General features: G+C 72.6%; 17 protein-coding genes and 1 tRNA gene. 7 read left to right on the forward strand and 11 right to left on the reverse strand.

What is annotated here, in order from left to right; all coding sequences use genetic code 11:
* Positions 1–36: 36 nt before the first annotated feature.
* The 4 genes from BLW43_RS06335 to BLW43_RS06350 all read right to left on the reverse strand — a co-directional run bounded on the left by BLW43_RS06335 (position 37) and on the right by BLW43_RS06350 (position 2,469).
* A complete protein-coding gene (locus tag BLW43_RS06335; RefSeq protein WP_093250513.1) occupies positions 37–681 on the reverse strand; it encodes an HAD-IA family hydrolase in 645 nt (214 codons plus the stop codon).
* On the reverse strand, positions 678–1,373 hold the full coding sequence (gene rpe / locus BLW43_RS06340) for a ribulose-phosphate 3-epimerase (RefSeq protein WP_245730946.1): 696 nt from the start codon (positions 1,371–1,373) through the stop codon (positions 678–680). Before rpe ends, BLW43_RS06335 begins: the two co-directional genes overlap by 4 nt.
* A gap of 13 nt (positions 1,374–1,386) precedes the next feature.
* Entirely contained in the window at positions 1,387–2,280 is an 894-nt protein-coding gene (locus BLW43_RS06345) for a universal stress protein (RefSeq protein WP_093250521.1), read from the reverse strand.
* A gap of 113 nt (positions 2,281–2,393) precedes the next feature.
* A tRNA-Ala gene (locus BLW43_RS06350) sits at positions 2,394–2,469 on the reverse strand.
* A 211-nt stretch (positions 2,470–2,680) separates the two neighbouring features.
* On the opposite strand from BLW43_RS06350, the gene BLW43_RS06355 reads away from it, so the two are divergent.
* Genes BLW43_RS06355 through BLW43_RS06370 form a run of 4 tightly spaced genes read left to right on the forward strand, consistent with a single transcriptional unit; the run spans position 2,681 to position 4,494 of the window.
* Positions 2,681–2,968: a YggT family protein gene (locus BLW43_RS06355; RefSeq protein ID WP_093250524.1), complete on the forward strand. Its 288-nt coding sequence runs from the start codon at positions 2,681–2,683 to the stop codon at positions 2,966–2,968.
* A 5-nt stretch (positions 2,969–2,973) separates the two neighbouring features.
* Entirely contained in the window at positions 2,974–3,330 is a 357-nt protein-coding gene (locus tag BLW43_RS06360; RefSeq protein ID WP_093250527.1) for a carboxymuconolactone decarboxylase family protein, read from the forward strand.
* Entirely contained in the window at positions 3,323–3,970 is a 648-nt protein-coding gene (locus tag BLW43_RS06365) for a 2-hydroxychromene-2-carboxylate isomerase (RefSeq protein WP_093251571.1), read from the forward strand. The genes BLW43_RS06360 and BLW43_RS06365 overlap by 8 nt, the downstream gene beginning before the upstream one ends.
* Positions 3,967–4,494 carry a GNAT family N-acetyltransferase gene (locus tag BLW43_RS06370; RefSeq protein WP_093250529.1) on the forward strand — a complete coding sequence of 176 codons (528 nt, stop codon included), beginning with the start codon at positions 3,967–3,969 and terminating at the stop codon, positions 4,492–4,494. Before BLW43_RS06365 ends, BLW43_RS06370 begins: the two co-directional genes overlap by 4 nt.
* Before the next feature lie 14 nt (positions 4,495–4,508).
* Here BLW43_RS06370 and BLW43_RS06375 read toward each other — a convergent pair whose 3' ends face one another.
* Positions 4,509–5,330: a hypothetical protein gene (locus BLW43_RS06375; protein ID WP_093250532.1), complete on the reverse strand. Its 822-nt coding sequence runs from the start codon at positions 5,328–5,330 to the stop codon at positions 4,509–4,511.
* Between the two features lie 165 nt (positions 5,331–5,495).
* Between BLW43_RS06375 and mdh the strand changes: the two genes are divergently transcribed.
* Positions 5,496–6,473 carry a malate dehydrogenase gene (gene mdh / locus BLW43_RS06380; RefSeq protein ID WP_093250540.1) on the forward strand — a complete coding sequence of 326 codons (978 nt, stop codon included), beginning with the start codon at positions 5,496–5,498 and terminating at the stop codon, positions 6,471–6,473.
* Positions 6,474–6,709: 236 nt separating this feature from the next.
* Here mdh and BLW43_RS06385 read toward each other — a convergent pair whose 3' ends face one another.
* From BLW43_RS06385 to BLW43_RS23400, 6 genes are all read right to left on the reverse strand, one after another.
* On the reverse strand, positions 6,710–7,006 hold the full coding sequence (locus tag BLW43_RS06385) for a DUF1244 domain-containing protein (protein ID WP_093250543.1): 297 nt from the start codon (positions 7,004–7,006) through the stop codon (positions 6,710–6,712).
* A gap of 71 nt (positions 7,007–7,077) precedes the next feature.
* The gene (locus BLW43_RS06390) at positions 7,078–7,452 is read right to left on the reverse strand and encodes a hypothetical protein (RefSeq protein WP_093250546.1); all 375 of its coding nucleotides are present in this window, start codon (positions 7,450–7,452) and stop codon (positions 7,078–7,080) included.
* A gap of 18 nt (positions 7,453–7,470) precedes the next feature.
* Positions 7,471–9,474: a protein meaA gene (locus BLW43_RS06395; RefSeq protein WP_281243483.1), complete on the reverse strand. Its 2,004-nt coding sequence runs from the start codon at positions 9,472–9,474 to the stop codon at positions 7,471–7,473.
* 84 nt (positions 9,475–9,558) lie between these two features.
* A complete protein-coding gene (locus tag BLW43_RS06400) occupies positions 9,559–10,149 on the reverse strand; it encodes a DoxX family protein (protein ID WP_093251574.1) in 591 nt (196 codons plus the stop codon).
* A gap of 34 nt (positions 10,150–10,183) precedes the next feature.
* The gene (locus BLW43_RS06405) at positions 10,184–11,062 is read right to left on the reverse strand and encodes an HvfC/BufC N-terminal domain-containing protein (RefSeq protein WP_175478781.1); all 879 of its coding nucleotides are present in this window, start codon (positions 11,060–11,062) and stop codon (positions 10,184–10,186) included.
* A complete protein-coding gene (locus BLW43_RS23400) occupies positions 11,046–11,360 on the reverse strand; it encodes a hypothetical protein (protein WP_175478782.1) in 315 nt (104 codons plus the stop codon). Before BLW43_RS23400 ends, BLW43_RS06405 begins: the two co-directional genes overlap by 17 nt.
* Positions 11,361–11,523: 163 nt before the next feature.
* Between BLW43_RS23400 and BLW43_RS23405 the strand changes: the two genes are divergently transcribed.
* Both BLW43_RS23405 and BLW43_RS06415 read left to right on the forward strand, forming a co-directional pair.
* Complete coding sequence (locus BLW43_RS23405; RefSeq protein WP_175478783.1) at positions 11,524–11,664, forward strand: hypothetical protein; 141 nt, start codon at positions 11,524–11,526, stop codon at positions 11,662–11,664.
* Between the two features lie 195 nt (positions 11,665–11,859).
* The gene (locus BLW43_RS06415; protein ID WP_175478784.1) at positions 11,860–12,702 is read left to right on the forward strand and encodes an SGNH/GDSL hydrolase family protein; all 843 of its coding nucleotides are present in this window, start codon (positions 11,860–11,862) and stop codon (positions 12,700–12,702) included.
* The last annotated feature ends 5 nt before the right edge of the window (positions 12,703–12,707 follow it).

Genomic DNA, 12,707 nt, shown 5'->3' on the forward strand with positions numbered 1-12,707 from the left:
CCAACACACGGTTGCAGGCGATCATAGCGCGCGCCGTCAGCCAGCGAGAGCCAGCGCCGGCAATTTCGCAAAATCGTCAAAGACGAAGGCCGCTCCCATCGCCTCGATCGCGCCATGGCGATAGCCCTCGGTATAGAGGCCGAAAGGCGCTCCCATGGCGGCGGCGGTCGCCGCGTCGGTCTCGCTGTCGCCGACAAACAGCCCCGTCCCGGCGCCGAGCGCGGCGAAGCAGGCGCGCAGCGGCGCTGGGTCGGGCTTGAGCGGATGCCCGGCATAGGCCCCGACCACCGCCTCGAAGAACGGCGCCAGGCCCATCCCGGCGAGCACCTCGTGGGTGACATCCTGCGGCTTGTTGGTGCAAAGCCCCAGCCGCGCGCCCGCCGCCTTGAGCGCAGCCAGCGCGTCGAGGGCGCCGGGAAACAGCGTCGCGTTCGACGCGCCCTGAGCAAGGTAGGCCGCGCCGAACTCCGCCCGCGCCCGAGGGTAGAGCTCGGCCGCGGCGCCGGCCTTCTCCAGCGCGCCGCGCACGAAACTGTCGGCGCCGCGGCCCACCAGCGCGACGGTCTCGGCGCGCGAGATTGTCGGCAGGCCCAGCCCGCCCAGCATCGCGTTGGCCGCGCCCTGGATGTCTCCGGCGCTGTCGATCAGCGTGCCGTCGAGGTCGAAGACGATGGCCTTCATCGCGCGCCCTCCCCTGCGGCGCGGATGGCGGCGATGTTCTCCGCAAGCCGCGCCCGCCCGCCGCGAAAGGCCGCGGAGCCCGCCACCAGAACGTCGGCGCCGGCGCCGGCCGCCAGCGGCGCGGTCTCCACGTCCACCCCGCCGTCCACTTCGAGATGGATCGGCCGGTCGCCGATCAGCGACCGAAGGCGCGCGATCTTGGCGGTCTGCGAGGCGATGAACTTCTGGCCGCCGAAGCCGGGGTTCACGGTCATCACGCACACCAGATCGACCATGTCGAGCAGCCCCCCGACCGCCTCTGCGGGCGTGCCGGGGTTGAGCGCGACGCCCGCGCGCAGGCCGAGGGCGCGGATCGCCTGAAGCGTGCGGTGGATGTGCGGCCCCGCCTCGACATGGGCGGTCAGCACGTCGGCGCCAGCCTCGGCGAAGGCGGCGATATGCGCGTCGACCGGCGCGATCATCAGGTGCACGTCCATCACCGTCGCCACATGGGGGCGCAGCGCCTTCACCATCTGGGGGCCGAAGGTGATGGCGGGGACGAAGTGGCCGTCCATCACGTCGACGTGGACCCAGTCGGCGCCGGCGGCCTCGACCGCCGCGCAGTCGGCGCCGAGCGCGGCGAAGTCTCCGGCGAGAATGGACGGCGCGATCTTCACGTCTCGCGCGAATGGGCGGGAGAAGAAGTCTGACACGGCGGGGCTTTCCTCAGCGATAGAGCACGAGCGGCACATGGCAGGAGCGGATCAGCTCCGCCGTGGTGCTGCCGAGCATCAGGGTGCGCAGGCGCGAATGGCTGTAGGCGCCCATCAGCAGCAGGTCGACGCCCTCGGACGCGACGAACTCGGCGATGGCGACGTCGGCCTGCCCCTGCAGCAGCATCGGCGTCGCCACCCGGCCGGCGGCGCGCAGTCGGCTCGCGGCGGCCTCCAGCCGCCGGCGCGACTCCAGCGTCTCGGGACCGACCGCGAGCACGTCGCAGACGAGCCCCGCGAAGAGCGACGACTGCGCCGCGCTCTCCAGCGCCTTCTGCGCGCTCGGCCCGGCGTCGAAGGCGATCGCCATGCGGCGCGGCGTGCGGAAGCTGCGCGAGGCCACCAGCAGCGGCCGCGTGCTCGCCCGCGCCACCCGTTCGAGGTTCGAGCCGAGATGGCCGCGCGCGTAGTCGGCGGCGACGCCGCGCTTACCGATGACGACCATCGCCGTCTCGGTTTCGCGCCGCGCCAGCGACTCCAGCAGGTCGCCCTCGCAGAGCGTGAGCGTCGCGTCGGGCGCGCCGCCGGCCTCGGCGTGGACCTGCGCCTCCTCCAGGTCGAGCCGCCCGCGGTCTCGCAGCAGCCGCGTGCGCTCGCTCTCCAACGCTGCGAGATCGGCGCTGAGCTTGGCGCGCGCGGGGTCGGCGTCGTCATCGGCGGCGGAAGTCGGCAGCGAGCGGCGGCCGAGAACCTGGAGCAGCTCCACGGGAAGGCCGAGCCGCGCCGCGGCCCATGCGGCCTGCTGCGCGACGCTGGGCGAATAGAGCGAGCCGTCTATGCAGCCGAGAACGCGCAGTCGCGGCGGGGCGGCGTTCAGATCGGGTTCGGCGTCGTCGCTGAGGGGCATGGCGCTTCCCGTCCTGACCGCTCTGGCGGCGCTGCAGCCGGTTGCGCCCTGCGGGTGCGTCCGTCCGGAACTGCCGCCACGAGAGGCGCCGTCGAGACGGCGATGGCGGAAAATGGTGGAGCCGAGGGGAGTCGAACCCCTGACCTCTGCAGTGCGATTGCAGCGCTCTCCCAACTGAGCTACGGCCCCGCGCGGCCCGCTGCTTGCGCTGCGGCGGCGTGTGGCGGGCGGATACGCCGCGCACCGGGGAGTGTCAATAGCCGCTCTCCGCAGGCGCCGCGATCGGCCGGTTTTTTGCAGCGCAGCGTCGTTGAACCGGGGGGCGGCGTTGGATATGACTTCCGTGGCGACGGCGCCCGGCCATCAACGGGGCGCGACCGGTAACGAAAGGCCGCCGCCCATGGGCTCCCTCCTCGCGATCCTGTTCCTGATCCTCGACATCGCCTTCTGGATCATCATCGTGCAGGCGGTGCTGAGCTGGCTGATCGCGTTCAACATCATCAACATGAGCAACGACTTCGTGCGCGGCCTCTACGCCGGGCTGGCGCGGCTGACCGACCCCGTCTACGCCCCGATCCGGCGCATCCTGCCCGACACCCGCCCGATGGACCTCGCGCCGCTGGTGGTGCTGGTGGCGATCTACGCCCTCCAGATCATCCTGTCCAACAACGCCCGCGCGCTGATGTGAGCGCGATGGGCGGGGGCGACGGCGCGATCGACTGGGCGGGCTTCATCGCCGCCACCAACGGCGAGCTCGCCGCGCTGCGCAAGGCTGCGCCGGAGGCGACGGCGGGCTTCTCGGCGCTCGCGAAGGGCGCGATGGCGGCCGGCGCGCTCGACCCCAAGGCGAAGGAGCTCATCGCGCTGGGCATCGGCGTCGCCAAGCAGTGCGACGCCTGCATCGCCTATCACGTCAAGGCGCTGGTGGGTCTTGGCGCGACCCGCGAGGAGATCGCCGAGACGGTGGGCGTCTGCGTCTACATGGGCGGCGGGCCGTCGCTGATGTACGGGGCCAAGGCGCTGGCGGCCTATGACGCGCTCGTTGGCTGAGCGGCCGCGGCTGACCTTCTGGTTCGAGTTCGCCTCCACCTACGCCTATCTCGCCGCGATGCGCGTCGAGGGGCGGGCGCGCGCCTGGGGCGTGGCGCTCGACTGGCGGCCGTTCCTGCTCGGGCCGGTCTTCGCGGCGCAGGGCTGGGAGACCTCGCCCTTCCTCATCTACCCCGCCAAGGGCCGCTTCATGTGGCGCGACATGGCCCGGCGCGCCGAGGCGCTGGGGCTCGCGTTCCGCGTCGACCCGCCGGCCTTTCCGGTGAACTCCGCGCCCGCGGCGCGACTTGCGATCGCGGCGCTGGAGCGGCCCGAGGGGCCGGCCTTCGTGCGCGCGGTCTACGCCGCGCAGTGGGCGCAGGCGCGCGACGTCGCCGATGCGGGCGTGCTGGCCGACTGCGCGCGGGAGGCGGGCCTCGACCCGGCGGCGCTCGCAGAGCGCGCCGGGGCGCTGCGCCCGCGCCTGCGCGAGCACACCGAAGCCGCGATGGCGGCCGGCGTCTTCGGCGCGCCGAGCTTCGCCGCGGGCGGCGAGCTCTTCTGGGGCGCCGACCAGATGGAGGATGCCCTGAGCTGGGCGGCGACCGGGCGGCTGGCGCCCGCGGCCGGGCAAGGGGACGACCCCGAGGACAGGCCATGAACCCGACGCCGAGAGACGCCGCCGCCGCCGACATCCCCGCAATCACGGAGATCTACGCGCGCTACGTGCTGGAGACGACGGCCAATTTCGAGGAGACCGCGCCGGACGCGGCGACGATGGCGGCGCGCTGGCGGGCGGTGGTCGACGCCGGCTGGCCCTGGCTCGCAGCGGAGGTCGACGGCGCCCTGCTCGGCTACGCCTACGCCGCCCACTACCGCCCGCGCCCGGCCTATCGCTTCACGCTGGAGGACTCGATCTACCTCGCGCCTCAGGCGCAGGGGCGCGGGCTGGGCTCGGCTCTGCTCGGCGCCTTGATCGCGCGCTGCGAGGCGGCCGGCGCGCGGCGCATGATCGCCGTGATCGGCGACCCCGACGCGATGCCGGCCTCGATCGCGCTGCACCGCCGCTTCGGCTTCGCCGAGGTCGGCCGGCTGCCCGGCGTGGGCTGGAAGCTCGGCGGCTGGCGCGACACGCTCCAGATGCAGCGCGCGCTTGGGCCGGGCGCGAGCGCGCCCCCCGCCTGAACGTCGCGCCGGGCTCAGCCGCCCTTTGGAAACAGGAACACCAGATTGAGGCGGACGCCCAGACCTTCAGGGCCCGCGTCGGGCGCCTCGGCCCAGTAGCGCAGGCCGGCGCCGATCTGGATGCGCTGGGCGCCGACGCCGACAAGCTGGTTGACGCCTGCGTTGATCGGCACGCTCCACGCGCCGCCCTCCCAGTCGTAACTCGCCTCGGTGTTGAGGAAGAAGCTCGTGGCGCCGGCCGTGGTGTAGTTCACGAAGGGCTGCGCGAAGGTTGCGTTCACGTCGGCGCCGTCCTCCCCCGCGAAGGACCAGATGTGGTTGGCCAGCGCGCCGAACGTCCATGGCCCACGCTGGATCAGGCCGACAGCGGTGGGCCCCGCGCCGAGCTTGCCGGCGCCGAGGGCGTCGTCGGTGGCGGTGGGCAGCAGGAAGGCCGGCCCCACGCCCCAGATCAGGCCGCCCGCGCCCGGGGCCTTCGGCGAGAAGAACAGGCTCTGGAGGACGTCCCCCAGGCCGAAGGCGTCGTCGGCGCCGGCCACGGGCGCCTCCAGCGACACGACGGGCAGGATGGTGCGCGAGATGAGGTTCAGGTCCTCGGTCAGGTCGATCGGGACGACCGGCTGAACGTTCAGGGTGTAGCGGTCGGCGTCCTGCGAGCCTATGCCGCCGTCCCAGTTGAACTGGAGCGGCACGCTGACGAGGCTCGCCACCGGGTTGGCGAGCTGCTTGGCGAGCTCCGCCGCGTCGCCCGAGCTCTGCGCGGAAGCGCCCGTCGCGGCGAAGAACGCGGCGGCCCCGACGACCGCGGCGAGACCTGCGCCCGGAATGCGACCCATGGCGGACTCCCGATCATGCCGTCGCGCGGCGATCCTGCGATCCTGCGACAGGCGTTTCCTCCCCGCAAGCTTTGCGGCGTTCGCAGGCGCGGCGAAAGCGCGCCTGTCGCTGGCGACGGCGCGGCGCTATGCCTCGCGCGACATCAACCGAGGGAGACCGGTGACATGGCGAGAGCGAAGATCGCGCTGATCGGCGCGGGGCAGATCGGCGGCACGCTGGCGCATCTGGCGGGGCTCAAGGAGATGGGCGACATCGTCGTGTGCGACATCGCCGAGGGCGTGCCGCAGGGCAAGGCGCTCGACATCGCCGAGAGCGCGCCGGTCGACGGCTTCGACGCGAAGCTCACCGGGGCCACCACCTCCGACGCGGCGAGCTATTCCGCCATCGCCGGCGCCGACGTCGTGATCGTCACCGCCGGCGTGCCGCGCAAGCCCGGCATGAGCCGCGACGACCTGCTCGGCATCAACCTCAAGGTGATGAAGGCCGTCGGCGAGGGCCTCAAGGCGCACGCGCCGGACGCCTTCGTGATCTGCATCACCAACCCGCTCGACGCGATGGTGTGGGCGCTGCGCGAGTTCTCCGGCCTGCCGGCGCAGAAAGTCGTGGGCATGGCGGGCGTGCTGGATTCGGCGCGGTTCCGGCATTTCCTCGCCGACGAGTTCGACGTCTCGGTGAAGGACGTCACGGCCTTCGTGCTGGGCGGCCACGGCGACACGATGGTGCCCTCGGTGCGCTACTCCACCGTCGGCGGCATCCCCCTGCCCGACCTGATCGAGATGGGCTGGACGAGCAAGGACAGGATCGACGCCATCGTGGACCGCACGCGCAACGGCGGCGGCGAGATCGTGGCGCTGCTCAAGACCGGCTCGGCCTTCTACGCCCCCGCCGCCTCCGCGATCCAGATGGCGGAGAGCTACCTCAAGGACCAGCGCCGCGTGCTGCCGGCGGCGGCGTGGTGCGACGGGGTCTATGGGCTGAACGGCCTCTATGTCGGCGTGCCGGTGGTGATCGGGGCCGCCGGCGTCGAGAAGGTCGTGGAGATCAGGCTCAACGCCGACGAGAAGGCGATGTTCGACACGTCGGTGAACGCCGTCCAGGGCCTCGTCGCGGCGTGCAGGGAGATCGATCCGTCGCTGGCCTGACGGCCGGCTCACGCAGGGGCCGCGGCCCAGGCCTCCGAGCCGCAGCCCCCGCTTCCGGAGCGAGAGGTCTTCCGAGCTGGTCCGCCTCTGTGCCGGCGGATCGACTGGAGCACGCTCGCGCGGCGTGGCTCAGCGGGGAAGGCGCGCCGTTCCAGGGGGGCCCGGCGCTAGGCCGGGACGCCCCGCGGCCTGAGGCAGTCCCGCCCCGTCCTGGGCCTTCGGCGGACTGCCCTCGTTCAGTGCTCGGCGTGGCTCCTGGCGAAGGCTGCCTTCTGCGCGTCGCTCGCTTCGGTCTGATGCTTCGCGCGCCACTGGTCGTAGGGCTCGCCGTAGACGAGCTCGCGCGCCGTCTCCTTGTCCATCGGCACGCCCCGCGCCTCGGCGGCCTCCTGATACCAGCGGCTGAGGCAGTTCCGGCAGAAGCCGGCGAGGTTCATCATGTCGATGTTCTGCACGTCGGTGCGCGCGCGCAGGTGGTCGCGCATCGCGCGGAAGGCGGCGGCCTCCAGTTCGGTGCGGGTCGCGTCGTCCATGGTCGGTCTCCCCTGATCCGTCTGAGCAGAGATGGCGCGTGGAGGCGGCGGCGCCAAGCGCAGCTCCTAGTTTAGAAGGTGGCGGATCGCCGCTCGTCGGTCCGCAGCAAGGCGAGAACCCGCCGCGGCGTTCCGCTGCCATCGAGGCAGACAGTCAAGCCGAATATCTCCCACAGCCAAGGCGACACCATGCAGGGATGCGGATTGGTTCTGTCGCGCAGCTTGTGAATGACCCGGACGCGTCCGCCGATGCCCAACGCCTCGGCAGCAGCAGCGACTTCACCGCCCATATGGGCGAGAAAAGCGAAGGCGATCGCGTTCTCACAAACCTGACGATCCTCCCAGACCGTCACTATCAGTCCGCCGTCATCGGCGAGGGCCGCCCAGCCACGCTTGCTGCGCAACCTGCGCGCGCCGGCCTCGTGAAACGCGTCCAATACCGTCATGGCGTCGGCGCAAATGGCTCAAGCCGCCTCGCGGCTCTCCTCGGCCACCAGCGTCACGATGTCGGTCATGATGCGGGTCAGGTCGAAGTCCTTCGGCGTGTAGACCTTCGCCACGCCGAAACCCTTCAGCGTCTCGGCGTCGACGTCGGGGATGATGCCGCCGACCACCACCGGCACGTCGTCCATGCCCTCGGCGCGCATCCGCTCCATCACCTCGCGCACCAGCGGGACATGGGAGCCGGAGAGGATCGAGAGGCCGACGACATGCACCGACTCCTCCAGCGCCGCCCCGACGATCTGCGCGGGCGTGAGGCGGATGCCCTCGTACACGACCTCCATGCCGCAGTCGCGCGCACGCACGGCGATCTGCTCGGCGCCATTGGAGTGGCCGTCGAGCCCCGGCTTGCCGACGAGGAACTTCAGCCGCCGACCGAGCCGGGCCGAGACGGCCTCGACCTTCTCGCGCACCGCGTCCAGCCCCTTGGCGCCGACATTGGCGGCCTTGCCGACGCCGGTGGGCGCGCGGTACTCGCCGAAGACCTCGCGCATGGCCGCGCCCCATTCGCCGGTGGTCACGCCCGCTTTCGCCGCGGCGATCGAGAGCGGCATGATGTTGGCGCCCTCGCGCGCGGCGGCCTTCAAAGCTGCGACGGCGGCCTGCGCGGCGGCCTCGTCGCGGCCCTCGCGCCACGCCTTCAGGCGCTCGATCTGCTCGGCCTCGGTCTCGGGATCGACCACCATGATGGCGTCGGGGCCGGTGGTGAGCGGGCTGGGCTCGGTGGTGGTGAACCTGTTGACGCCGATCACCGCGGTCTCGCCGGTCTCGATGCCCTTGAGGCGCAGGGCGTTGCTCTCGACCAGCCGCGATTTCATGTAGTCGATGGCGGCGACAGCGCCGCCCATCTCGTCGATGCGGGCGATCTCAGCGCGCGCCATCTCCTTCAGCGCCTCAACCTTGCGGTCCACCGCCGGGTTGCCGTCGAAGAGGTCGTCGAACTCCAGCAGGTCGGTCTCGTAGGCGAGCACCTGCTGGAGCCTGAGCGACCACTGCTGGTCCCAGGGCCGGGGCAGGCCCAGCGCCTCGTTCCACGCGGGAAGCTGCAGCGCCCGGCAGCGGGCGCGCTTGCTCAGCGTCACCGCCATCGCCTCGATGAGAATCCGGTAGACGTTGTTCTCGGGCTGCTGCTCGGTAAGGCCCAGCGAGTTGACCTGCACGCCGTAGCGGAAGCGGCGCAGCTTGGGGTCGGTCACACCGTAGCGCGTCTCGCAGATCTCGTCCCACAGGTCGACGAAGGCGCGCATCTTGCACATCTCGGTGACGAAGCGGATGCCGGCGTTCACGAAGAAGGAGATGCGGGCGACGACGCCGGCAAAATCCTCGTCGGAGACCGCGCCGCGCGCCTTCACCGTGTCGAGCACCGCGCAGGCGGTGACGAGGGCGAAGGCGAGCTCCTGCTCCGGCGTCGCGCCGGCCTCCTGCAGGTGGTAGCTGCAAACGTTCATCGGGTTCCACTTGGGAACGTCGCTGTAGCAGTAGGCGGCGATGTCGGAGATCAGCCGCAGCGACGGCTCGGGCGGAAAGACGTAGGTGCCGCGCGAAAGATATTCCTTGATGATGTCGTTCTGGACCGTGCCGGTGAGTTTCGAGACGTCGGCCCCCTGCTCCTCGGCGACGGCGACGTAGAGCGCCAGCAGCCAGGCGGCGGTGGCGTTGATCGTCATCGAGGTGTTCATCTGGTCGAGCGGGATCTGGTCGAACAGCGTCCGCATGTCGCCCAGATGCGCGATCGGAACGCCGACCTTGCCGACCTCGCCGCGCGCCAGCACATGGTCGCTGTCGTAGCCGGTCTGCGTCGGCAGGTCGAAGGCGACCGAGAGGCCGGTCTGGCCCTTGGCGAGGTTGCCGCGATAGAGTTCGTTGGACTTCGCGGCGGTCGAGTGCCCGGCGTAGGTGCGGAACAGCCACGGTTTGTCTCGCGTCGTCATCTCGAACCCTCCACGCCGGTCGTTGCTGCGCCGCACACTAGGCAAGGCGCAAGACTTCGGCAAGAAGGTTTCGCGATGGGGCGCGGGGGCGAAACTTAATGATCCACGCCCCGCCGACGCTCAACCCGCCTGCGCCCGCAACCGGGGCGCGAGAACGCGCCTCAGCGCATGGTCGAGCGAGACCGCGCCGGCCCCCTTCGCGACGAGAACCGAGAGCAGGAACGCCCAGAGCAGGCGCTGGTCGAGGATGACGGAGGACGGGATGCGGTCGAAGAGCGCCCCGACCGTGGCGGCGTCGGCCCCGTGGAAGGTGACGTCCACCCAGCTCTGCACCGCCACGAAGCCGATCATGCCGAGAGCGGCCAGCCGCGTCAGCAGGCCGGCGACGATCAGCAGCGGCAGCAGGAACTCCAGATAGGTTCCCGCGGCCACCAGGGCGCCCCAGGGCAGGAAGCCGATGGCCGCATCGTCGTACCCGACCGCCTCCATCGCCCAGGGAACGATCTGGACATAGGCGCCGGCGGTCAGGTCGAAGAACCCCGACAGGCCGTCGCCCACCTTGGTCAGCGCGCTGTTCCAGTAGTAGCCGAAGAGCACGGCGGCGAAGGCGAGGCGCGCGGCGAGGCCGAGAAACCAGCCCTCCAGCGCGTCCTCCACCGCCCGCCCGGCGGCGGCGGCGGCTGCGGCGGCGGTCTCCAGCGCGTCGATCATGCGGTCCATGGCGGATCTCCTTGAATGGGCTGCGTCAGGGGCCGCCTCGGGCCGCGGCGACCACGAGGCCGGCGGCGAAGGCGGCGGCGAGCTGCTCGCCGAGGTCGAAGGCCGGAGCGCCACCCGGCCCTCCGCCGACGCCCGCCGCGGCGATCTCGCCCAAGGGCCGGCCCTCGACGACCATGGCGAGGAAGGCGGCGGCGGGCGCCGGCAGCGCGCGGGTCTCCACGGTCCAGTCAGGGCGGACGACGAGCGCGGTCTCGGGCCGGCCGAGGTCGGCGAGGCCGCGGCGCGGGCCGGTCACGTCCGCCCAGAGGCTCGCGACGGCGAAGCGCGACGCGACGAGCCGCAGCGACGGGTGCGCGACAAGGCGCGCCGACGCCAGCGCGCCCGGGTCGAGCGCGGAAAGCGCCTTCGCGCCGACCGGGGCGACGTCGGCGGCGCCGACCGGGGCGACGTCGGCGGCGTGGAACGCCTCGCAGCGCGCCCATTCCAGACGCGCGACGTCGGACAGCCACGGCAGTCCGGCGGCGGGCGGAAACGCCGCGAGCCAGCCCGCGAAAGCGCCGCCCCAACGCAGCAGCACCGGCGAGCGCGGGGGATGGGCGCGGACGAAGGCCGCGGCGGCGGCGGCGAAGAACCCCTCGCCGACCAGACGCCGCACCGCCGGAAAGGTCTCGCCCAGCGCCGCTATGAGGCCCGCCACGACGTTGTTGCGATGGACCGAGAAGCGCGGGTCGGGCGGGCCGGGCCGAGCGGGGTCGAGCGCGGCGGCGGCCATGGCGGCGAGGCTCTCGCGCGCGGCAGGCGATGCGGCAGGGTCCGCCGGGTCGACGCCGCACCGGCGCAGGTGAGACGCCGCGAGGCTGGGCGGCCCGAGGCTGGGCGGCCCGAGGTCAGGCGGCGCCGGCATGACGCGCGGCGCCCCTGCTCGTGATCGCATGGTCCGCCGCCGCCGCCACGGCGGGCGGCGCGTCGACGGCGGGCGCGCCGGCGACCCGCCCCGCGAACGCCGTCGGCGCAGCGGAGCGCGCCACGGACTGCCCGCACGCCGCCCGGGTGGCTGCGTCGCCCCGCCAGTCGCCGGGCGTCGCCCCGCCGTTCCGGGCCTTGCAGGCGCGATGGTCGTCGCAACGCGGCGAAAGGCGCGGCGCCTCGGCGAGGAAGCGGGCGCGGCCGGTCATGCCGGCGACGGCCGCGCGCCTGCGCATCGCAGCGATCGTCGCCCCGCCCGGCGCGGGCGCCGGACGGCGCCCAACGAGGGGCGCCTGCTCCCCGTCGAGGCGGGACGGCGCGTCGAAGCCGCGCTTCCCGCAGCAGCTTGCGGCTGCGCATCGGGCGCCGGCGACCGCCAAGCCGCGCAGGAAGTGGCGCATGGATCTCTCCGTCATCCGCTCCGTCATCCGCCTCGTCATCGGCTCCGGCGCCGCGCTTCGGCCCGTCCTCACGCCGACTGTCTCACCCCGACTGTTCGACGCGCCCCGGCGAGACGTTACGCGGCTCACGCGCATGTGACGCCAACGCTCCCGCAGCCGCGCACGCTCCCGCGCGCACACGCCCCGACCGCGGCGCGCCGCGCGGGTCTCGCCAGTCGGGGTCATGTGCGCTATCCATGCGGGCAGTCTGGGCGGCGCTTCGCGCTTGCACGCGCCCGGAACGCTCATCACCATTGCGCCGCGCTGCGCTGCGCGCGGACCGAGGTTGTCGCAAATGAAGGCGATCGTGCGGATGAACCGTATCGGGAGAGGCGAGCGCGCTGCTGGCGGTTCGCCGGCGGGACGCGTCTGGACGCGCCCGTTCCGGGCGGCTCTCGTCCGGCGCGGGCGGGCCTCCGCGGGTCGACGCTGGCGCGCGCTCGCATGGTCGCTGGCGGCGGCGGCCGCGCTCGCCGTCGCCGCGCCGCAGGGCGCGTACGCCGCGCAGGCGACCTCCATAGCGGTGATCGGCGACAGCATCGCCCGCCACTACTGCAGGGGTATCACGCGACACCTGCGCGGCGACGACCGCTTCCGGGTGTCGTGCTGGGTGCATCCGTCCTCGGGGCTGACGCGCGACGACTTTCTCGACTGGGAGGCGACGCTGGGCGACTATCTGGAGCGGGACCGGGTGGACGTCGCCGTGGTCTCGTTCGGCGCCAACGACGCCCAGCGCATGCTGCTTCCCGACCGCGTGCTCGCCTTCGACGACGACGCCTGGGCCGCCGAGTACGAGACGCGGGTCGACGCGATGCTGACCAAGCTGAAGGAGCACGGCGCGCGGGTCGTCTGGGTGGGCCTGCCCATCCCGCGCAGCGACAGCTTCGCGCGCAAGCTGGCGCGGCTGAACGCGATCTACGAGGCGCGCGCGCTGGCCAACGGCGCCGCGTTCCACCCGCTGTGGGAGGCGACGCAGGACGCGAGCGGGCGCTACGCCACGGCCCTGCCCGACGCCAAGGGGCGGATGCGCGTGGCGCGCGAGGAGGACGGCGTGCATTTCACCCGCGAAGGCGAGATCCTGATCGCCTGCAAGCTCATGGTGGACATACCCGGCGCGACGCGGCCCGACGGCTGCTGACGCGG

It is taken from the genome of Rubrimonas cliftonensis (assembly GCF_900107585.1).
Taxonomy (GTDB): domain Bacteria; phylum Pseudomonadota; class Alphaproteobacteria; order Rhodobacterales; family Rhodobacteraceae; genus Rubrimonas; species Rubrimonas cliftonensis.